The sequence below is a fragment of the uncultured Lactobacillus sp. genome (assembly GCF_948948975.1).
Classification (GTDB): Bacteria; Bacillota; Bacilli; order Lactobacillales; family Lactobacillaceae; genus Lactobacillus.
Window position 1 is genome coordinate 13,267 of the sequence record NZ_CARBVX010000021.1, and the last position, 19,793, is coordinate 33,059.

The following is a 19,793-nucleotide window of genomic DNA, read 5'->3' on the forward strand; positions in this document are numbered from 1 at the left end:
ATTATAGTCCCAGCTCTCTTTCTAAATCTGGCAAATAACGACGCGAAACATCAGTCTTCAATCCTTCAGCTAAAATTGCGACCATATTTCCTGCAAAACCACTCTCTAGTGACTCTAAATAATTTAAGTTAATTACCGAATGACGGGAAACTTGTACAAAATCATCATTTAAATTTTCTAATACTTGATACAATCGCCCATTTGTCTTCACCACTTCACCTAAAGTGTAATAAGTTAAGCTCGTTCCTTGAACTTCGACTTTAATCAACTCATCCCTTTTAACAGTAACTATTCGTTCACTAGTTTTCAAAGGTATAAGATTTCTATTTCTTTTACCAAATTTATTCAAGTGATTGATTAGCCGCTTAACTGTGCCGCTTTCTGCACTTGCTCTAACTTCGACCTCTATCTCATCATCCAAAGATGGGTCTACTTGAAACTTAACTTTCAATTTGAACTTTTCTCTTTCCTATTACCAGCGAAGCAAGAATAATCACTAGGCTTAAAATTAAAATCATTCCAATCATCACATAGCCTGTATCTGCACGTGTTAACTGAAAACCGTTAATCTTGAAATGAATGCCTAGATAGCTAATCATTGTATTTCTTACACTTACTGACATTTGATTTTCACTAATTCTATTTAAAAACAAACTTCTTAAAGCAGAAGCCTCATAACTACTTGGCACTAATTTTACCAAAGTTTGCGCAGTAGAAGATAGAGTTCCATATGGCATATAAGTTGCAACAGCAAATCCAGAAATTGCTCCAATTACCGCAGACAAGCGACTGAATGTAGTTGACGAATGGATAAACAGAACAATAATTTCATTTAATAAGGTTGCTCCAATTGCTCCTAATGCCGTGAAAATCAGCGCTAATAACCTATTTCCAAAAGAAATACTAATCTTATCTACTGCTGTAAAGTAAACATCCATCACGATAAATGTAATAATTTGCATTAAAAAGCTTACAATTGAACTCGAGATAGCATACGCCAAGTTTTGCTTTGAAAGAGAAAGATCAGTCAAACGCATATCATCAGCAGTTCTAGTTTCTCGATCTTTGACTAATTGTCCTAGTGCTTGAAAAGAAGTTGTGATTCCTGCAATTGAAACAATTCCCGCCATCATCCATAAATCAAGTAATTGTGCTGCATTTGCGACGTGTTGCCATGAACTTTCCAAATTTTTCTGTAAAAATCCAATGTATATAAAGAACGCAATTAAAGCCCCTAAAAGTGACATAATTACACCAGGAATACTGGAAAAATAAATTTTAATATTTCTTTTAACTAAAGCAACCATTATTGAAGTTCCTTTCCTGTAATCTTGATAAATGCATCATTGATTGAGCCTTTGTGATATTCAAAATCCTCAATCTGATTTTTATTTTTAGTCAAAAAATCAATTGCTTGACTTGAATCTAATGCATCCAGCTCAAATTTATTATCCTTAAGAGTTTTAGAATGAAGTGGCGACTTATTATCTTTCATCTTCACTGTCAATTTACTTGGTGCATACTTTGCTTTAATGTCACTTGCTGATCCATTTGCCAAAATATTACCATTTTCCAAAATGTACATTTGATCGGCATTTTCTGCTTCTTCAAGATAATGGGTGGTTAAGAAAATTGTTAAGCCCTGTTCTTTTTGCAATTTTTGAAGTAGATTCCAAATCACCAACCGTGTCTGCAAATCAAGTCCAGTAGTTGGCTCATCTAAAAATAGTAAATCGGGATGATCAATTAAAGCTCGTGCAATATCAACTCTTCTTCTTTGGCCACCAGACAAAGTTCCATATTTTTGATTCAAAAAATTTTTAATTCCAATTAGGTCAATTAATTGCACTAGCCATTCTTTAGAAAAAGTTTTATACATCTTAGCTCTAAGATAAAGATTATCTTTAACAGTTAAGTTGCTATCTAAAACACTATCTTGGAAAACTACTCCAATTTTTAAATTCTGAGCATAGGTAATAGTCCCTGAAGTTGGCTTTAGTAGACCCGTTAAAATATTGATTGTCGTCGATTTACCTGCGCCGTTAGTACCAAGATAGGCAACAAGTTGTCCTCGATCAATTTTAAGGTCGACATTATTTAAGGCTAATTTTTGACCATATTTTTTAGTTAAACCATAAGTTTCAATAAGCATGTGATTACCTTCTTTCTTTTACCTAAATGCTAGCTAAATAAAAGAAATTTGTACCATCATTTCAAATAAGCGGTGCTGCTTGGACTATAAATGGTAATTTTGACCATATAAAAAACTCACAAACTTAATTGTGAGTTCTATTGTTAAATATGTATTTTTAGGACTTTTTTATAAATCTTATTTATTGTCTCCTATATGGTTAAATTTAACTTTCAACTTAATTACTCTATCCATATGCAGTAAATTAGGATTTTGACGGTATAATGCTGTAGCGGATTCAAACAACATATAAATTTCACCATCTTTACCAATAATTTGTTCCATATATGGAGGTAAAATAATGGCTTTATCTGCTTCTGAAAGGTCAAGATTATAGTTTGGTTTATTCAATTTATTTTTAAAAATTAATAATTGTGAATTAAAATCCCCGTATGAAGTAGATAATAAAATATCATTTTTATCAAAACTAATTCCTTGAATTTGAGAATAAGTTGACCAGTTCTCATTAGGAAGAGCTAAATCATCTTGCATTTCATCTTTTTTGAATAAGCCCTTTTTATTAAGTTTATAGGCAAAAAGTTGACCACCTTGAACTTTATCAAAGTAGCCGATATAGAGTTTATTTTTATGATAAGTCATATAAGACGTTCGCAGTGGTGCAGATAAGTTAGTGCCGTGCTCAAATTTTATTGGCTTTTTCTGTTTCTTAAAATTATATTTTTCAATTTCTTTCAATGTTACAGATTGAACTTGTGCTCGTTGATATTGATTAATTGTGGCTACCCATAGACGTTTATGATCTTTATCATAAGCAATCCCCCCAACATGATCAATATTATTTAAGGCAATTGTTTTTACAAAACGCCCTGTTTTAAAATCTAATACCCACAGAACTGAATCAAATGTCTTGCTCTTACTATACGCCGAAATAATCAAATATTTATGGTCAATAATCGCTAAGCCCTGCGGATCCATATCATATGCAATACCTGGTTTTCCCTGACCAGGAGGAGTATATTTAATTGCTGCTGACTGAATCAAACCAGGAATCACGTAGAAAGTTGGTTTTTGCTTAAAATTCAAGTTTTTATAAATATCTGGGTAATTTTGGAATAATAAAGATTTAAATTCTTTAGTTGTGTAAGAAGCTGGACGAGTACTCGTATTATCAACTAAAGCCGGTTGTGGTTTTAATTTATGATATGGAGTTTCCTTTTTAGAATTTTTAACACTCCAAACTGTAGCAACTATTCCGCACAAAATCAAAATTATTCCTACAATCAACCATCGAGAAACTTTTTTTGAGGTTAACTTTCTTCTCAACTATCCTATCCTCTTTCTTTTTAACTAGAGTTATTATTTTCCATCCTAACCAGTATCATCATTTAAAACATAGTATTTCAATCTATCTTTTCCTATTAAGTTCACTATAATAATTGACAATCACACCAGATAAGCATCCAAAGAAAATTAGACCATAAAGTGTTAAAGTAACACAAACAATTCTCCCTAATACTGTGGTCGCAACTATATCACCATATCCCACGGTCGTAGCAGTAATAAAGGCAAACCACAAACTATCACCATAGCTATGTAGTTGCGGTTCAACGAAATATAATATTCCACTAGCAATAAGCAAATATGAAACAAAAGAAGCTGTAAATTTATTAAACCCCGTTGTTATAGTAATTTTTCTTAAAATTCTTAGGTGTTTCATTAATCCTTATCCTCTACCCTAATTATCAATAATTAATCTCAGTCTATCAAAAATTGTAATAAATTTGTATCAGCACTTATTTATTACTTTATGTAAAATATACTTTACATTAGAAAAACAATATTTTACAATTACATCATAAAATGAATCATGAAAGAAGATAAAAAATATGAATTCAATGGATACAAACACAATAGCCATTATAGGAGGAATACTTATTGGTTTGATAGCTGTTATAGGACTAAGAAAATCTAATCCTACAAAGTTTGATGAGAGACAAAAAATGATTCGCGGACGTGGATATAAATATGGTTTTATTTCAATGATGTTAGCAGATATTGCTGTCTATCTACTCTCTAATCTAATGCCAATTCCTAGATTTTTCTTTGTCTTAATTCCGATTTTCATAAGTGATCTCATTTTTATGACTTATACAATTTTAAACCATGCCTATTATGGTTATAACAAAAAGAATAATACTCCAATACTTTTAACAGTATTAGGTATCATCTGGTTAATGGCTGTTTTTATCAATCCTTCTTTAGAAGACAAAATTACAAATGGTTTTCTAAGTCTTATCTGCCTAATTCCAGCAGTTTCTATTTGGATTGATCGCTATAAAACTGAGAGAGATGATGAATAGATGAAAAACCTAAGAATGAAAGCTGCTCGCGCAGGCAAAGATCTATCACAGCAGGAATTAGCCGACAAAGTAGAGGTATCACGTCAAACCATTTCATCAATTGAAAAAGGTGACTACAATCCAACGATTAATCTATGTATCAAAATTTGCCAGGTTTTAGATAAAAAATTAGATGATCTTTTTTGGCCAGAGGATCAAAATTAAAAAAGAGTTCTGACGAACTCTTTTTTATTAGCGTTATAACCTAATAGGATGATGTGAGATGAAACTGTGTATAATCAGCTCCATGAGTCTTACGCCACTCAGTTCATAGTTGTAGCATTTGCCAATTTTACAACCTTATTACCTGCTTTTAAACTAGTACTGATTTAGAAAATGTCCTTATTGATTAGCAGCCACTTTTCGTTTTTCTAGACGATACTGGGTTGGTGTTTTTCCTTTTTCTTTCTCAAACTGTTTAATAAAAAATGTATCAAAGTTATAACCAACCGAATATGCAATTTCAGTAATACTTAATCCTGTTAAAGCAAGTAGTTGACAAGCTATTTTTAGCCGGTATTGCTTAAGATACTGCATAGAAGTACAATCATAATTTTTCTTAAACAAAGTATTCAAAGATACTCTATTGATATGACTTACTCTTACTAAATCATCTTGAGTAATTTTTCTATGATAATTGGCAGAAATATACTGAATAGCAACTTGTAGGGGCTCTTTCATCGTTTTTTTGTACCAATCATGAACCATAATTATAATTTCAATCAATGATTTTTTAATCCGACAAACCCAAAAAGAATCTGTTTGAATTTGAATTTCTGCACTTGCAATCAGAAAATTATTAAGTACTTGACTATTAATTTGCGTAGGCAAATGATACAGTCCATTAAAGCCTTCCTTGCGGTTAAAGAGCTCCATTCCTTTCTTGATTTGGAGGACTTTTGTGGGAATATATTTTTTCTCAGAAACCCGTAAAGTTGAAAGGAAATTAGGTTCAATGCTTATTTTTGATAAAACTGCATGATTATCAGTATTTATTTCTATTTTATCTTCATTATTCAAACACATTAAAGTGGGAGCCTTAAGTATAAAGGAAATATCATTTAACTTACCTTTCAAACTTCCTGATGTTAATAAAACAAATGTATAAGCATCTCTTTCACTTAAGCTTTGCCCAGAGCAATTTGCTTGAAAATCTATTTCTACATCACGGTCTTTAAACCTATCTTTTTTAGTCATAATATCACTCTTTTTCAAAAAGTATAGTTAGTTATTTTAGATACTAAATGGTTAATATCAATGTTTTTAGCTATATTTTATGTGTAAGTTAAAGCAAAAGCAAATGAAAGAGAGGAACTTACAATGACTATTAAAGTAGCAATTAATGGATTTGGTAGAATTGGACGCTTGGCTTTTAGAAGAATCCAAGATGTGCAAGATATTGAGGTTGTAGCAATTAACGACTTAACCAATGTTGACATGTTAGCCAACTTGTTAAAATATGACACTACTCAAGGTCGATTTAATAGAGAAGTTAGAATTGAAGATAATCAAATTATTGTTGATGATCACAAAATTCAAATTCTAGCAGAGCCTAAGCCAGAAAATTTACCTTGGAAGAAGTTAGGAATTGATATCGTACTTGAATGTACTGGTTTCTTTACTTCAAAAGAAAAGGCTTCTTCTCATCTCAAAGCTGGTGCAAAAAAGGTCTTAATTTCATCTTTCGCTGGTAACAATGTCCCAACTATTGTCTACAACACTAATCAAGATATTCTGACTCCAGATGATAAAATTGTTTCTGGTGCTTCATGTACAACTAATTCACTAGCACCCATGGCTAAAGTATTGAATGATAATTTTGGCATTGTAGAAGGTTTGATGACTACGATCCATGCTTATACTGGAGATCAAATGACATTAGATGGTCCACACCGTAAAAATGATTTTCGTAGAGCACGCGCAGCTGCAGAAAATATTACTCCTACTACCACAGGTGCAGCTCGCGCAATTGGTCAAGTTGTTCCTGAACTTGAAGGTAAATTAGACGGTGTCTCTCAAAGAGTCCCTGTTAAAGCCGGTTCCTTAACTGAACTTTACACCGTTCTAGATAAAAATGTTACAGTTGAGAAAATTAATGCAGCTATGCAGAATGCTGAAAACGAATCATTTGGCTATAATACTGATCCAATTGTTTCATCTGATATTATTGGCATTACGTATGGTTCATTGTTCGATGCAACTCAAACTCATGTAATGGATGTTAACGGGCGTCAATTAGTTAAGACCGTTGCATGGTACGACAACGAAATGTCTTATACTTCTCAACTGGTTAGAACTTTAAAATACTTAGCAAACTTGAAATAGATTCTTATCAATATAAAACAAAAAGCTATTAAAACTTGGCTTCAAGCCTTGATTTAATAGCTTTTATTCATTAATGACCTCGATGTTTTTTCGACGTTTAATTTGTTTTTGTAGAAAACGCCCTTTTTGCATTTCACGCTTTCTATCTTTATTCATCTTTTTTCTAGTTATTTTCGATTTCTCAAATTGCTTTTTTAAAGCTTGTTGAGCTTTAGTACCAATTCCACGTTTTCGAACTTCTTTATGCGCTAATCTTTGAGCTCTTTTCGGGTTAATATGATGCATTACTTCCTGATCTCGAGTTGATTTGCTAAATCGTAAGTCAGAATAATGCTCATTCACTAAGTCAATTATTTTCGGCATCGTTGGCAATGAAGTTCCCATATTAACTTGAGCCACTTTATACTGAGTACCATCGAATTGCTCAAAAATTGCTTTGTAGAATGGTTCATCAAAAATAATAGTTAATACACCTTTAATCATTATGTCCCCTCCTAAAAATAAGAGGAAAGAGGGACATCCTAGGAGGGAAAGTTACTGATATAAATAAATTATACATTCGGACTACCAACCGAATTGTGTTTTTACTTTCCTTAGATCAAATTATATTAAAATTAATTACTATTATAAAGAAGTATCTCTACCACTAGTTACTGGCTTCTTTTCGATCTGTAAACCAACATAAAGGCAACCAAATAATCGTTAATAAACTAGTTAGGATGAACACCTGCGCAAAAGCATTTGCAAGTTCATTATTCTTCGTTGCTTGAATTTTATTTAACGCAGAAATCAATTGTTGTTTTTGAGCCAATAACTTAATAGCTCTTCCTATTTTTCTTTGTCCCTTACTTAAAGCATTTATACCTAGCTTTAATTGAGGTACTGGTAATATACCTAATTTTTCGGTTCCATGATTTAGCTTTTGACTTGCTAAATATAATTTTCTATAGGCTGTTCCTTCCTTTGGAATTGGTAAATTAGCCGTATCCTCAGCAGCTTGCATTATTTTAATTTTCATCTGCTTTTGCTTACTATTTATCTTATTATCACTTTTTGAATTTTTAAAAACTAAGCTAATCTGTTGTCGAGCCACCTTTTTAACTTCTGGAGAAAGATTTCTCCTATGAATTTGAGTATATGCAGTTTCTCGAATATTATTTTTAGCACTTGCTACGTTATTATTAAGTACGGTTACTAATAATGCCATTCCTATCGCTTGACCAACATATCTAGCAGCATTAACTATCCCAGATCCAATACCAGTTTTTTCTACTGGTAAATATTTAACTGATGAAGTTAAGGCAATAGCCATAAAGCCAAGTCCTATACCAATGATACTATTACAACTAACAATTATATCCTGGTTAGTATTGATTTTAATCATACCTAGCATTGCTAGACCACCCGCAGTAACAACTAAGCCAATTCCAATTAACATCTTGGCACTAATAGTTCTATACATTTTTGTTGCTAGGGGCATCCCTATTGCGATGGCTAATGATGCTGGAATAATTAAATAAGCAGAATGTAATGCTGAATAGTTTTTAACGTTTTGCAAGAAGTAGTTCAAAATTAAGGATGGTCCTATAATTGCAAAACCAAAAACCATATAGATGATACAAGAAGCTGAAAAAGTCTTCTCTTTAAATAAATTTAAATTAACAATAGGTGATTGAGCCTTCGCTTCTACCATGATAAATAATATTAAGCTAATCAAACTTCCAATAAAACATCCAACAATAATATTTGAATTCCAGCCATATTCTCTACCTTCTAGTAAGCCAAAACATAGTGAACCCATAAATCCGGTTAAAAAAATAACTCCTAGCCAATCAACAGATTTACTAATTGACTCATCATATGATTCATTTGTTCCAAGCAAAATCAGTAAGAAAGCAATAAGTGAAATTGGAATATTAATTCCAAAAATCCAGTGATAATTTTGATAGTTAATGATTAGCCCACCTATTGCAGGTCCACCAGCGGCAGCTAATGCGCTAAATGCTCCCATTAACGCAGTAATTTTACTAGTGTTTGCTTTTCCAAATAACTCAATACCCATTGGTAAAACAATGGGCGTTAAAATTGCTCCTCCTATTCCCTGAAAGAAACGATAAACAATTAACAACTTTAACGAGTCTGCTGTCATACAAGCAAAAGAAAATCCGCCAAAGATAATAACTCCCAACAACATAATCTTTTTACGACCAAAAATATCTGCTAATTTTGATGCAGTAATAATAAATGCTGCCATTGCTAAAACATAGATTGTAGCAACCCAACTAGTATCTGTTAATCCGGTTTTTAAGTCTTTCATAATGTCGGGTAAAGCAATATTAACAATTGTTGCATCTAATGCTCCCATGAACATTGCAAGTATTAAACCAATAAAGCCAATAATTTTTCTTGTTTTTGACATTGTCTATTCCTCCCGTTTTAACTCTGTCATTTACAGTTAAAAATTATTGACACACGTGTGACATTAACTGTAATATCACCATACAAAGAAATTTTTTATTTGACAATAGATTCAGTGAAAACTTAAATTGTGTCAAAATTAGGAGTAATAGGCGATGAGAAATAGAATGTCCAAGCAAAATAAAGAAAAAATTTTAAAAAGCTTTTTTAAACTATTAGAGGAAAAACCATATTCTGAAATTACGATTGTGGATATTTCTATTGGTGCAAGTGTGTCGCGAAAGACCTTTTATCGTTTATTTAAAAATAAAGAAAACTTATTAAATACATATATTGATCAGTTACTTAATGATTGGGTTACTTATGCTAACAAAAAGAATCCTCAAAATTATGAAGATCTGATCACTTTACTTTTTGAATTTTGGAAACGATACATTCCACAATTAACTATTTTAGTTAATGCAAATCTATCGTCGGTAATTTTAAACAAATTCAATTCTATTTTTCCCCAGTACTTCATGGATTTTCACAACCAGCATCTCTCTCTTTCTTACCAAGGCAATGAATATGACTCAATCCAAATGAAATATATTGCTCTTTTAAGTGTCGGTAGTTTATGGAATGCATTTTCTATTTGGTTAATCAATCCTACTGAAATTTCACTGTCTAATTTAGCTGCTTTGGCCAAGAATAATTTTTTGTACGCAAAAAGCCCGCGAAATTAATCGCGAGCTTTTTCACTTTGCTAACGCTTAGAGCTATTTTTCTTCAAAACAGTGGCAACTTTTATCATTTCATCTTCACTATCAGCTGCAGTGGTAACTCCTAACATCAATGCTATCCCTTCCGACTTATTTAGCAACAAGTGGTATCCATTCTTCTTTAAAAATAATTTAGTTGCAACATATGCGGTGCGCTTATTTCCATCAGTAAAAATATGTTTTTTAGTGATTTTTTGCAGAATGAAAGCAGCCTTTAGCCAAATGTTAGGATATAATTCATGTCCAAATAATACCTGCTTAGGCTGTTGAATAATAATACTTAAGCCTTCGGGATATTGAATCACATCCTGTTTTTCATCTGTAAACTCAAGTACCATTTTGTTTATATAGATTAATTCACTTTCAGTTAGATATTTAAATTCCATTCTATAAATCCTTTAATGCCCAAATCAAGTCTGCATCTTCATCTAAAATGTTAGCAATCTCTTTTTTAGTTTCTTGGGAAATCTGGGGGATTTTTTTATAAGTTATCGACATTCCATCTGAAGATATTTCTTTAATTACTTGATCGCCAGGATTAAGATCTAATAGTTCAGCATCTTTTTTTGTCAGTCTTATTGCTTCAGAATTTCCAGCCTTAAATACTTTAGCCATTTTATCTTTATCATAATTTGTAATGTAATCCATAGAATCAAACCTTTCACAATTATGTAATTACAATTATAGCATTTGTAGATACAAATTTATTAAGATAATGATTAATCACTATAATTTTTCCTCTCGCAACCATTAGTTGCATACAATGCAATCAAAAAGTGGTTGTCTGCAACCGTAATTTTTAATAAATTAAAATCAATCAACAACGAAAGGACAATCTATATGAGATTAGGTCAAAAAATCACGGAATTACGAAAAAAGAATAATCTTTCTCAAGAAGGCTTAGCTGAAAAAATGAATGTTAGTCGCCAAGCAGTTTCAAAATGGGAAAGTGATCAATCAATTCCAGATATTGAAAAAATCGTTAACTTATCAGAATTATTTGGTGTCACCACAGATTATTTACTAAAAAGTGGAGCTCCATCTTTTGAAATTAAAACGGCAGATATTCCAGTAGAAGAGCAATTACCTATTTTACCTGATGAATTGGTTCAAAAATATTTATCTACTGCTAAGAAGAGCTCAAAATTACGCGCTCTCTCAATAGCTCTTGCTATTTTCAGTCCAGCATGTATTAGTTTTTGCAGTGCTCTTCCATGGTTCCTAATAGGTGCCAGTGATAAAATGCGGTTAATCATTTCACTTATAGGCTTTGCTGCAACCATTGTAGTTCTTGCAATTTCATTTGGTCTTCTAATTTATAGTTTTCTTATTATGCGTGAATTTAAGCATCTAAATAAACAAAACTTTGACATTATGGAAGAGAAAAAGAGATTAGGGTCTGCTATCCAATCCTTTCATCATACCAATGATAAATATTTAGTTTTATCCTGCATCCTAGCAGTCTTAGGTATTATTGGCCCAGTAATTAGTGGACTCAGCAACTCTAACGGGACCGTCTCTCTTATTGCCTGGGGAATAACTTTCTCAATTTTCAGTGGTGCCACATATTTCTTTATATCTTATGTATCGCAACTCCGCTATCTTTCCCTTTTAGTTAAATATAGAAAGCATCTGCCATCTAACCTACACAAATTATTTGTTTACGGAAGCTGGATTTATATTTTCGGTGTTTTAGGTATAGATTACATTGTTAGTAGATTTATTGAACCTACTTTTAGCGCTACGAATGTTTTTTATTTAGGAATTATAGTCTATTGTCTATTTACATATTTTTTTATTAAGGAAAAAGCAGAATAAGTTTAATAGTAAAAGCCCGCGAAATTAATCGCGAGCTTTTTCACTAGTCTATATTCTGTTGCAAAAAAATTTTCGCTATAATTATATCCGCAGAAAATTTTATGAGCGGTGGCTGTTTTTCCTCCCGAAGGTGAGGCCTATGGACCGACATCAATTGGAAAGGGTTCAGCCAGATGAGCGTATACGAGCCCATCTCGTTAATGCTTTTGTTTGGTAGTTTTATGTTAGCTTTGCTAACATATATCGATCATCACAACAGAAAATAAAAAACGCCGCTCTACCTATAACTTTGGCGAGTTATAGAGCGTCGTTTTAGTCGTTTTTATAACCTTAGCCACCGCTCTTAAAGCGGGCTGCATGGGAGATCTTCGGATCTCCTTTTTCTTTACCTAAATTATAGCATATTTATTAGTAACTTCGACTTTTATTTTGCTCTACTTGGAACTGAAATAGTCGCACTATCAATTATATGACCTTCCATTTTACGCAAAAAGTCGTTTAACCAATAGCCATCTTTTAGATCAAGTTTTGTATCTAATGCATACACGGTTAAGGTGTAATAGTGCGTCTTATCAGGAGGCATTGGACCTGTATAGCCTTTAACTGGGCCAGAATTTTTACCTAAAAACTTGCTAATATTGCTATTATTTCCTTGGACGAAATCAAGGCTGGTATTCTTAGAATGACTAATATTAGCTGGAATATCTTGAACCGGAAGATTGGCAGCTAACCAGTGAATCCATGTAAATCCACAAACTGGAACTGAATCAAAATCTCTAAAATATACAGCTAAAGTTTTTGCATTATCGGGTGCATCAGTAATAAAAATTGGGAAAGATCTACTAGGCTTTCCTTCAATCTTTTGATCAGCATTGGCAAACTTACTGTAGCAATCCGGAATAAATCCATTCATAGTTGGAATTTCTATTTTCATTGACGTATCCACTAAAACTGAGTTTTTTAATTACTATTCTTCTTATACTACTTCATATTTAAGTACAATTATTTCTCAATTGCCAATAAAACCACTTAATTCAATACTTTAGCCAGTTATCGTGGAGTTCAGCCTAATATACTATAAATTATTTTATCGTCTCTATTTTTTATTTATATTCATATAAGCTATCGGGGATTCACGCAAAAATGTAAGTATACTCTGACGAACATCATATGGAGCTAACCTATCACTGTATTCAAGCAAAACTCTTACCATACCAATGATGCTGTGTACAAATACCTGCACACTAATCATCATTCTCATTTGTTCTTTTTCATTCATCTTTAACTTATCGATATTTTTAATCTGGCTCATACGTTTCATAATTTCCTCACAACCAGTGTGGAAAATCATATTGTAGAAACGCGTATCCCCATTATCAGATAACAAGAGTTGAATCTCTTTTTTATGCGCATAACAGAACTCGATGGTATTTTTTGTTGCATTTAAAATAGTTTCTAACTGATCTTCAAAAGGCACATCTAAATCAAGATCTCCTAATGAATCACGATCTTTTTCAACATTTTTTAGATACTCTGTAATAAAGCCATCTTCTGTATCTCTTAGCAAATCATTGACATCTGAATAATATTGATAAAACGTTCTAGTACTTACGCCAGCCTTATCAATAATATCTTTTACTTTTAGCTTATGGAAACTCTTATCTTCTAAGCAGCTGAAAAGAGCAGCAATCAAATTATTTTTTGTATTCTGTACCCTAATATCACTCAAACTTGTTCCTCACTTCTTTTCCGTAAATATTTACAGTCTGTAACTTTCTTTTACTTAATTATTAAAAATATTATATCAAAAGTAAAATATTTTTTTACTTTCGATATAAAAAGTTTTTCTTTTTCAACTTAGTTAATATTCATTGTTTTTACTTTTTTAAATTTATATACTTTAGGTGCAATAGTAAGAATAGGAATTGATAGCGATGATTAACTTATATAGCAGTGATTATGTCATTAACAAAAAAGATCAAAAACTACTTAAACAATTTGAAAAACAAGTTCTAAATTCTCAAATCTTATATCCTTTTCAGCCGATTAGACATATCAACTGCGAATTTTTCCACTTTATTAAAGGCTCAGGAAAAGACTTGTTACTTGATTTTGTAATGCAGCCTAAAAAACGTAATGTAATCTTTTCTGACCTACTATTTATTAGTTATAAATACTTAACTAAAGTTAGATACGACATTGACGACTATTTTCTTAGAAAAAATTGGGTTAATCTGATTAATGTTTCATACACCAATGATATTATTACCGATGTTTCATCTTTCCTAACTAAGATCGATGAAGCAAATAATCTTGAGTTTAATTAAATACTATAAAAGCCTATTAAATCATGGTTCATCAATACCAAGATTTAATAGGCTTCTTTAATTTCTATTATTTTTTCAGAGATGAGTCTCTTATTCCCATTCAATAGTGGAAGGTGGCTTACTGGTAATATCGTAAACTACGCGGTTAATGTGGTCACATTCATCTACGATTCTAGTAGAAATCTTACTCAAAACATCCCATGGAATTTGAGCAAAGTCAGCAGTCATACCATCAATTGAAGTTACGGCACGAATACCGATAGTGTAGTCATAAGTACGACCATCACCCATAACACCAACTGAACGAATACCTGGCAAAACTGTGAAGTATTGCCAAATATCTTCTTGAAGGCCAGCATTCTTAATTTCTTCACGTAAAATTGCGTCTGATTCACGCACAATCTTAAGTTTGTCTTCAGTAACTTCACCGATAACACGGATACCAAGACCTGGGCCTGGGAATGGCTGACGCCATACTAAGTCATGAGGAATACCAAGCTTTTCACCAAGTTCACGAACTTCATCCTTGAATAGCTTACGAAGTGGTTCAATCAATTCAAAGTGCATGTCTTCAGGAAGACCACCGACATTGTGGTGTGACTTAATAGTTTGAGCGGTATTAGTTCCAGACTCAATAACGTCAGTATATAGAGTACCTTGGGCCAAGAAGTCAACATCTTTTAACTTTTTAGCTTCTTCGTTGAAGACTTCAATGAATTCCTTACCGATGATCTTACGCTTTTGTTCAGGATCAGTTACGCCTTTGAGCTTGTTCAAGAAACGCTCTTGTGCATTAACGCGAATAATATTAACGCCAAGATCCTTGTTCAAAGCTTGCATTACTTGATCCCCTTCGTCTTTACGAAGCATTCCGTGATCAACAAAAATTGCAGTTAATTGATCACCAATTGCCTTGTGAAGAAGAGTAGCAGTAACACTAGAATCAACTCCACCAGAAAGACCTAAGATAACCTTCTTATCGCCAACTTTTTTACGGATTTCATCAACTTGCATTTCAATAAAATCATCCATGGTCCAGTTGGCTTCAGCACCACAAACCTTAAAGGCAAAGTTCTTCAAAATATCTAAACCATATTCGGAATTACGAACTTCAGCATGGAATTGAATTCCATAGAACCTCTTCTCATTGTTAGCAATTGCAGAAATTGGGCAGTTCTTACTCTTAGCAGTTACAGTAAAGCCTTCTGGAGCCTTAGTTACTAAGTCACCGTGACTCATCCAAACGTATTGTTCTCTTGGCAAGCCCTCAAATAAAACTGCATTAGGATCAGTTACCTCAATATCAGCACGGCCATATTCGGAATTATCAGCCTTTTCAACCTTACCGCCTAAATCGTAACTCATGAGTTGCATCCCATAACAAATTCCCAAAATTGGAATACCAAGCTTGAAAATTTCAGGATCAACTTTTAAAGCATCCTTATCGTAAACACTATTTGGACCACCAGAAAAGATAATTCCCTTAGGAGCCATTTCCTTGATCTTTTCAATACTTAAGTCATGTGGTAAAAGTTCTGAATAAATACCAAAATCACGAATTCGACGAGTAATCAATTGGTTATATTGACTACCAAAATCAAGCACAATAATCTTGTCAAAATCATTTAGATTAGTCTTAGCCACAATTTTCTCCTTCTAAAAAATAATTTATCCCTATTTACTAGAAACTTTACTAAGAAAAATTCAATTGGTCAATCATTAATTTATTTTTTAACTTCACAAGCAGCAAAATAGCACTTTGATAATTTGTTATATAAAATTGAAGTAAAACTATATTATTCAGCTTTTATATACAAAAGACGTGATACTTATGTCTCAAAAAAAATACTTATCTCAATCTTCGGTTCAAGATTTCTTATCCGCTAGAAAACGCAGTTCTACATTGATTGCTATTGGCGTCATGCTATGTATTTTCTCGCCAATTACTTTATTAATCTTAATCAGCCTAACAAGATTAGATGTCTTAACTTCATCGATTAATTTTGCGACAGGAATTGGCGTAATTATTTTAATACTTCTAGTTACAGCAGCTGTGGCTCTCTTGATTGCAGGAAATCACTGGCTAAAAGTTCACGAAAATTTCGAGTATGAAGAATGTAATCTTTCTGAAGAAACAAAAGAGCAAGTTCTTAAGTCAAGTAAAGAATATGAAGATCAGCACCTAGTTCTAAAAATTATTGGCATTACTTTCTGTATTTTATCTGTCATTCCACTTATGACGGGATCTTTATTTATTGGTTCTCTTTCAAATAGCCGAATTGATGACCTAATGACTGGTCTTTCAACTGCTACGATTTTTCTTGTAGGAATTGGTGTCTTTTTCTTAGTCAAAACCAATATTGTTCGTGATAGTTTTAATATTATTTTGCAAATGGAAGACTATACTCCTGAGAAAAAGGCTAGCAAAAAAATAATTGAAAAATATGCCACTATTTATTGGATGACTATTTCTTTTATCTATCTTGCTTATAGTTTCATTAGCAAAAGTTGGAGTCAAAGCTGGATTATTTGGCCACTTGCTGGAATTACATATGGAATTCTTGAGGCAATCATTTCTTTAAAAAAGAAAAAATCAATTTCAGAATAATACATCAAAAAAGAGGACTTGTGTTCGGAAAATGATTCTGCTACACTCTAGATATCAAAATATCTATATATCGTCGTAATAAGGTCGACAGTTTCTACCCGGAACCAATTAATTCTGGACTATAGGTAATCGATGTCATAAGTAGCACTACAAAGGACTTCTTTTACCCTAATTTACGGGTAGAAGAAGTCTTTTTTGTAGGAGGATAAAATTGAAATTACTTGAGGAACGGATTCGTAAAGATGGAGAAGTATTAGATGGCAATGTTTTAAAAATTAACTCTTTTCTAAATCATCAAGTCGATCCGCAACTTATGATGGAAGTCGGTAAGGAATTTAAGCGTTTATTCGAAAATGAAAAAATTACTAAGGTTCTTACTTGTGAAGCCTCAGGAATTGCTCCTGGTATTATGGCTGCATATCAATTAGGAGTGCCAATGGTTTTTGCGAGAAAGAAAAAACCTTCAACTCTTAATGATGCTGTTTATTGGGCAGACGTATTTTCTTACACTAAAAAAGTTAATAATAAAATTTGTGTTGAAGAGAAATTCTTGAGTAGTGATGATCACTTATTAATTATTGATGACTTCTTAGCACATGGAGAAGCTGTTAAAGGAATGCTTAATATTGCAAATCAAGCAAATGCAACTGTAGCTGGTGTTGGCGTAGTCGTAGCTAAAGAATTCCAAGGTGGCAGCGAATGGGTTAAAGATCATGGCTACCGTCTTGAAGCCTTAGCCAGAATTGCTGATTTTAAAAACAATCAAGTACATTTTGTAGGAGAAAAATAAATTGAAGCACACACAAGTTAACCATAAAAAAGCTGCTTTACTAAGTCTACAACACCTACTAGCAATGTATTCAGGAGCAATTGCCGTACCTCTTTTAATTGGAGCTGCTTTGAAATTTAACTCCACTCAGATGACTTATCTGGTTTCAATTGATATCTTCATGTGTGGTTTAGCAACTGCTCTCCAGCTTCTACGTAATCGCTATTTTGGAATTGGCTTACCTGTTGTTTTAGGGTGTGCTATTCAAGCTGTAGCTCCTCTTCAAATGATTGGAAAAAAATTCACCATTGGTACTATGTATGGTGCAATCATTGTAGCAGGTGTTTTCGTATTTTTAGTAGCAGGTTATTTTTCTAAAATCAAAAAGCTCTTTCCACCAGTTGTAACCGGGAGCTTAATCACAGTAATTGGTCTTTCTTTAATTCCAGTTTCTATTCAAAATCTTGGTGGAGGTAATTCTACCGCTAAAAATTTTGGTGATCCTAAAAATCTTTTAACTGGCTTTATAACTGTAGCAATTATTCTTGCACTTCAAGTTTGGGGCAAAGGATTTATTAAATCGATCGCGGTTTTAGTAGGGTTAATTGTAGGAACCTTAATTGCCAGCACTCTTGGCATGGTTTCACTTACTCCAGTTGCTCAAGCTTCTTGGTTCCACTTACCTCAACCATTTTACTTTGGAATGCCACAATTTGAGTGGTCATCCAGTTTAACTATGATTATTATTGCTCTCGTTTCAATGGTTGAATCTACCGGAGTATTCTTTGCTATTGGTGACTTACTCCACAAAGATATCACTAGTGATGACCTTAAAAAGGGTTATCGTGCTGAAGGGCTCGCACAGATCCTTGGCGGAATTTTTAACACATTCCCCTACACTACTTTTTCACAAAACGTAGGTTTGCTTGAATTATCAGGCATTACTACAAAAAGACCAATTTACTGGGCATCCGGATTTTTAATGTTAATGGGATTATTACCTAAATTTGGTGCTCTAGTAACTATCATCCCTGACTCTGTCTTAGGCGGCGCTATGCTTGTGATGTTTACAATGATTGCCGTCCAAGGAATGAGAATGCTAAAGAGAGTAGACTTTGAGGATACTCGTAATATCCTAATCGTAGCTATTTCAATTGGTCTCGGATTAGGTGTTACTGTTTATCCACAAGTTTTCCAATCTTTACCAGAAACTATTCAATTATTCCTTGGAAATGGTATTGTTGTAGCAAGTTTAAGTGCTACTATTCTCAATTTACTATTTAAAGGAAAATCTGGCTTAGAAGAGCAACATATTCCCGCTACTCCAGAAAAAATTGAAGTACAAAACTAAATAAAATATTTTCTTAAAACCACGCAAAAAGGACTTGGAAATTCCAAGTCCTTTTTAATATTCTATTTTAATTAAACATCAATCACAGATACTTCTGCACCTAGTTGACGCAACTTTTGTTCAATTCTATCATAGCCACGCAAAATATTGCCTGCATTTGAAATGATAGTTTCACCATCTGCCATTAAACCAGCCAGCATCAAACAAGCTCCTGCTCTAATTTCACCAGCACTAACATGTGCTCCATGCAAATGATGAGTTGGATGAACTAAGATAATATTATCTTCTACTTGAATATTTGCACCCATCTTTTGAAGTTCAGGAATATGACCAACACGCTTAGGATATATTTGATCAATTATTACACCTTCACCACTCTTAGCAGTTAGAAGAAGCGGAGTAATTGGTTGCTGTAAATCAGTCGCAAATCCAGGATAGACATCAGTTCTAACTTGCGTCATCTTCAAGTCACCAGCTGGATAAACATAAAGGGAATCTTCATCAGCATCAATTACTACACCCATCTCTTCTACTTTAGCTAAATAAGAATCTAGGTGTTCTTCGATAATATTATGAATTCTAATACCGTTTCCGATACAAGCAGCTAGAGCCACATAAGTTCCAGCTTCAATTCGATCAGGAATAATAGTATGAGGAGTTTGTGCTTTTAGCTCCTCCACTCCTTCAATTCGAATTACTTCAGTACCTGCACCACGAATAACAGCGCCCATATTATTCAAAAATGTAGCTAAATCAATAATTTCTGGTTCCTTAGCTGCATTTTCAATAATAGTTTGGCCCTTTGCCATTACGCTAGCCATAATTATGTTCATTGTTGCGCCTACAGAAGGCATCTTTAAATGAA

24 protein-coding genes and 1 riboswitch are annotated in these 19,793 nt (G+C 33.0%); of the genes, 10 read left to right on the forward strand and 14 right to left on the reverse strand.

Going from position 1 to position 19,793, the window contains the following annotated elements; genetic code table 11:
- Position 1 precedes the first annotated feature (1 nt).
- The 5 genes from Q9R40_RS08045 to Q9R40_RS08065 form a co-directional block, all read right to left on the reverse strand.
- Positions 2–451, reverse strand: coding sequence for a LytTR family DNA-binding domain-containing protein (locus Q9R40_RS08045; protein ID WP_304677212.1), 450 nt, complete (start codon positions 449–451; stop codon positions 2–4).
- A complete protein-coding gene (locus Q9R40_RS08050; RefSeq protein ID WP_304677214.1) occupies positions 441–1,307 on the reverse strand; it encodes an ABC transporter permease in 867 nt (288 codons plus the stop codon). Before Q9R40_RS08050 ends, Q9R40_RS08045 begins: the two co-directional genes overlap by 11 nt.
- Entirely contained in the window at positions 1,307–2,152 is an 846-nt protein-coding gene (locus tag Q9R40_RS08055) for an ABC transporter ATP-binding protein (protein WP_304677215.1), read from the reverse strand. Before Q9R40_RS08055 ends, Q9R40_RS08050 begins: the two co-directional genes overlap by 1 nt.
- A 177-nt stretch (positions 2,153–2,329) precedes the next feature.
- Positions 2,330–3,475 (reverse strand): YncE family protein, encoded by a 1,146-nt coding sequence (locus Q9R40_RS08060; RefSeq protein WP_304677216.1) that lies wholly within the window; start codon positions 3,473–3,475, stop codon positions 2,330–2,332.
- A gap of 82 nt (positions 3,476–3,557) precedes the next feature.
- Entirely contained in the window at positions 3,558–3,869 is a 312-nt protein-coding gene (locus tag Q9R40_RS08065) for a potassium channel family protein (protein ID WP_135352494.1), read from the reverse strand.
- Positions 3,870–4,038: 169 nt separating this feature from the next.
- Here Q9R40_RS08065 and Q9R40_RS08070 point away from each other — a divergent pair, with 169 nt between their 5' ends.
- Positions 4,039–4,512 carry a hypothetical protein gene (locus Q9R40_RS08070; RefSeq protein ID WP_301050333.1) on the forward strand — a complete coding sequence of 158 codons (474 nt, stop codon included), beginning with the start codon at positions 4,039–4,041 and terminating at the stop codon, positions 4,510–4,512.
- Complete coding sequence (locus Q9R40_RS08075; protein ID WP_053107234.1) at positions 4,513–4,716, forward strand: helix-turn-helix transcriptional regulator; 204 nt, start codon at positions 4,513–4,515, stop codon at positions 4,714–4,716. It begins immediately after the preceding gene.
- A gap of 177 nt (positions 4,717–4,893) precedes the next feature.
- Here Q9R40_RS08075 and Q9R40_RS08080 read toward each other — a convergent pair whose 3' ends face one another.
- Positions 4,894–5,748: an AraC family transcriptional regulator gene (locus tag Q9R40_RS08080; RefSeq protein ID WP_216512672.1), complete on the reverse strand. Its 855-nt coding sequence runs from the start codon at positions 5,746–5,748 to the stop codon at positions 4,894–4,896.
- A 123-nt stretch (positions 5,749–5,871) separates the two neighbouring features.
- Between Q9R40_RS08080 and gap the strand changes: the two genes are divergently transcribed.
- Positions 5,872–6,876 carry a type I glyceraldehyde-3-phosphate dehydrogenase gene (gap, locus tag Q9R40_RS08085; RefSeq protein ID WP_304677218.1) on the forward strand — a complete coding sequence of 335 codons (1,005 nt, stop codon included), beginning with the start codon at positions 5,872–5,874 and terminating at the stop codon, positions 6,874–6,876.
- Between the two features lie 63 nt (positions 6,877–6,939).
- On the opposite strand, the gene Q9R40_RS08090 is transcribed toward gap, so the two are convergent.
- On the reverse strand, positions 6,940–7,359 hold the full coding sequence (locus Q9R40_RS08090) for a YjdF family protein (protein ID WP_304677219.1): 420 nt from the start codon (positions 7,357–7,359) through the stop codon (positions 6,940–6,942).
- A gap of 163 nt (positions 7,360–7,522) precedes the next feature.
- Positions 7,523–9,295: a DHA2 family efflux MFS transporter permease subunit gene (locus Q9R40_RS08095; protein WP_304677221.1), complete on the reverse strand. Its 1,773-nt coding sequence runs from the start codon at positions 9,293–9,295 to the stop codon at positions 7,523–7,525.
- 154 nt (positions 9,296–9,449) lie between these two features.
- On the opposite strand from Q9R40_RS08095, the gene Q9R40_RS08100 reads away from it, so the two are divergent.
- A complete protein-coding gene (locus Q9R40_RS08100; RefSeq protein WP_297937833.1) occupies positions 9,450–10,019 on the forward strand; it encodes a TetR/AcrR family transcriptional regulator in 570 nt (189 codons plus the stop codon).
- Between the two features lie 20 nt (positions 10,020–10,039).
- Here the strand turns inward: Q9R40_RS08100 and Q9R40_RS08105 are convergent, their stop codons facing one another.
- Together Q9R40_RS08105 and Q9R40_RS08110 are read right to left on the reverse strand one after the other, a co-directional pair.
- Positions 10,040–10,441 carry a type II toxin-antitoxin system death-on-curing family toxin gene (locus Q9R40_RS08105; protein WP_297937831.1) on the reverse strand — a complete coding sequence of 134 codons (402 nt, stop codon included), beginning with the start codon at positions 10,439–10,441 and terminating at the stop codon, positions 10,040–10,042.
- Position 10,442: 1 nt separating this feature from the next.
- The gene (locus Q9R40_RS08110) at positions 10,443–10,703 is read right to left on the reverse strand and encodes a hypothetical protein (protein WP_297937828.1); all 261 of its coding nucleotides are present in this window, start codon (positions 10,701–10,703) and stop codon (positions 10,443–10,445) included.
- Between the two features lie 192 nt (positions 10,704–10,895).
- Here Q9R40_RS08110 and Q9R40_RS08115 point away from each other — a divergent pair, with 192 nt between their 5' ends.
- Positions 10,896–11,873, forward strand: coding sequence for a helix-turn-helix domain-containing protein (locus Q9R40_RS08115; protein ID WP_304677225.1), 978 nt, complete (start codon positions 10,896–10,898; stop codon positions 11,871–11,873).
- 173 nt (positions 11,874–12,046) lie between these two features.
- On the forward strand, positions 12,047–12,139 hold the full coding sequence (locus tag Q9R40_RS08120) for a putative holin-like toxin (protein ID WP_304677226.1): 93 nt from the start codon (positions 12,047–12,049) through the stop codon (positions 12,137–12,139).
- 158 nt (positions 12,140–12,297) lie between these two features.
- Here the strand turns inward: Q9R40_RS08120 and Q9R40_RS08125 are convergent, their stop codons facing one another.
- Together Q9R40_RS08125 and Q9R40_RS08130 are read right to left on the reverse strand one after the other, a co-directional pair.
- The gene (locus Q9R40_RS08125; RefSeq protein ID WP_304677227.1) at positions 12,298–12,807 is read right to left on the reverse strand and encodes a YbhB/YbcL family Raf kinase inhibitor-like protein; all 510 of its coding nucleotides are present in this window, start codon (positions 12,805–12,807) and stop codon (positions 12,298–12,300) included.
- A 162-nt stretch (positions 12,808–12,969) separates the two neighbouring features.
- Positions 12,970–13,602 carry a TetR/AcrR family transcriptional regulator gene (locus tag Q9R40_RS08130; RefSeq protein WP_300593110.1) on the reverse strand — a complete coding sequence of 211 codons (633 nt, stop codon included), beginning with the start codon at positions 13,600–13,602 and terminating at the stop codon, positions 12,970–12,972.
- A gap of 205 nt (positions 13,603–13,807) precedes the next feature.
- Between Q9R40_RS08130 and Q9R40_RS08135 the strand changes: the two genes are divergently transcribed.
- Complete coding sequence (locus Q9R40_RS08135) at positions 13,808–14,200, forward strand: hypothetical protein (protein WP_304677229.1); 393 nt, start codon at positions 13,808–13,810, stop codon at positions 14,198–14,200.
- Positions 14,201–14,290: 90 nt separating this feature from the next.
- On the opposite strand, the gene guaA is transcribed toward Q9R40_RS08135, so the two are convergent.
- A complete protein-coding gene (guaA, locus tag Q9R40_RS08140) occupies positions 14,291–15,844 on the reverse strand; it encodes a glutamine-hydrolyzing GMP synthase (protein ID WP_304677231.1) in 1,554 nt (517 codons plus the stop codon).
- 187 nt (positions 15,845–16,031) lie between these two features.
- On the opposite strand from guaA, the gene Q9R40_RS08145 reads away from it, so the two are divergent.
- The 3 genes from Q9R40_RS08145 (at position 16,032) to Q9R40_RS08155 (ending at position 18,928) form a co-directional block, all read left to right on the forward strand.
- Positions 16,032–16,808, forward strand: coding sequence for a beta-carotene 15,15'-monooxygenase (locus Q9R40_RS08145; RefSeq protein ID WP_304677233.1), 777 nt, complete (start codon positions 16,032–16,034; stop codon positions 16,806–16,808).
- Between the two features lie 43 nt (positions 16,809–16,851).
- Positions 16,852–16,950, forward strand: a riboswitch (purine riboswitch).
- 69 nt (positions 16,951–17,019) lie between these two features.
- Entirely contained in the window at positions 17,020–17,598 is a 579-nt protein-coding gene (locus tag Q9R40_RS08150; protein ID WP_127795706.1) for a xanthine phosphoribosyltransferase, read from the forward strand.
- Between the two features lies 1 nt (position 17,599).
- A complete protein-coding gene (locus Q9R40_RS08155; protein WP_304677236.1) occupies positions 17,600–18,928 on the forward strand; it encodes a nucleobase:cation symporter-2 family protein in 1,329 nt (442 codons plus the stop codon).
- 71 nt (positions 18,929–18,999) lie between these two features.
- On the opposite strand, the gene Q9R40_RS08160 is transcribed toward Q9R40_RS08155, so the two are convergent.
- Positions 19,000–19,793, reverse strand: a 794-nt coding sequence (locus Q9R40_RS08160; protein ID WP_304677237.1) for a UDP-N-acetylglucosamine 1-carboxyvinyltransferase, incomplete at its 5' end; no start/stop codon positions are given.

Bases quoted from the DNA above. Each gene is read 5' to 3' on its own strand.
- Q9R40_RS08050 (WP_304677214.1), bottom strand. From the start codon at position 1,307: ATGGTTGCTTTAGTTAAAAGAAATATTAAAATTTATTTTTCCAGTATT.
- Q9R40_RS08055 (WP_304677215.1), bottom strand. From the start codon at position 2,152: ATGCTTATTGAAACTTATGGTTTAACTAAAAAATATGGTCAAAAATTA.
- Q9R40_RS08065 (WP_135352494.1), bottom strand. From the start codon at position 3,869: ATGAAACACCTAAGAATTTTAAGAAAAATTACTATAACAACGGGGTTT.
- Q9R40_RS08070 (WP_301050333.1), top strand. From the start codon at position 4,039: ATGAATTCAATGGATACAAACACAATAGCCATTATAGGAGGAATACTT.
- Q9R40_RS08075 (WP_053107234.1), top strand. From the start codon at position 4,513: ATGAAAAACCTAAGAATGAAAGCTGCTCGCGCAGGCAAAGATCTATCA.
- Q9R40_RS08080 (WP_216512672.1), bottom strand. From the start codon at position 5,748: ATGACTAAAAAAGATAGGTTTAAAGACCGTGATGTAGAAATAGATTTT.
- gap (WP_304677218.1), top strand. From the start codon at position 5,872: ATGACTATTAAAGTAGCAATTAATGGATTTGGTAGAATTGGACGCTTG.
- Q9R40_RS08090 (WP_304677219.1), bottom strand. From the start codon at position 7,359: ATGATTAAAGGTGTATTAACTATTATTTTTGATGAACCATTCTACAAA.
- Q9R40_RS08095 (WP_304677221.1), bottom strand. From the start codon at position 9,295: ATGTCAAAAACAAGAAAAATTATTGGCTTTATTGGTTTAATACTTGCA.
- Q9R40_RS08100 (WP_297937833.1), top strand. From the start codon at position 9,450: ATGAGAAATAGAATGTCCAAGCAAAATAAAGAAAAAATTTTAAAAAGC.
- Q9R40_RS08105 (WP_297937831.1), bottom strand. From the start codon at position 10,441: ATGGAATTTAAATATCTAACTGAAAGTGAATTAATCTATATAAACAAA.
- Q9R40_RS08110 (WP_297937828.1), bottom strand. From the start codon at position 10,703: ATGGATTACATTACAAATTATGATAAAGATAAAATGGCTAAAGTATTT.
- Q9R40_RS08115 (WP_304677225.1), top strand. From the start codon at position 10,896: ATGAGATTAGGTCAAAAAATCACGGAATTACGAAAAAAGAATAATCTT.
- Q9R40_RS08120 (WP_304677226.1), top strand. From the start codon at position 12,047: ATGAGCGTATACGAGCCCATCTCGTTAATGCTTTTGTTTGGTAGTTTT.
- Q9R40_RS08125 (WP_304677227.1), bottom strand. From the start codon at position 12,807: ATGAAAATAGAAATTCCAACTATGAATGGATTTATTCCGGATTGCTAC.
- Q9R40_RS08135 (WP_304677229.1), top strand. From the start codon at position 13,808: ATGATTAACTTATATAGCAGTGATTATGTCATTAACAAAAAAGATCAA.
- Q9R40_RS08145 (WP_304677233.1), top strand. From the start codon at position 16,032: ATGTCTCAAAAAAAATACTTATCTCAATCTTCGGTTCAAGATTTCTTA.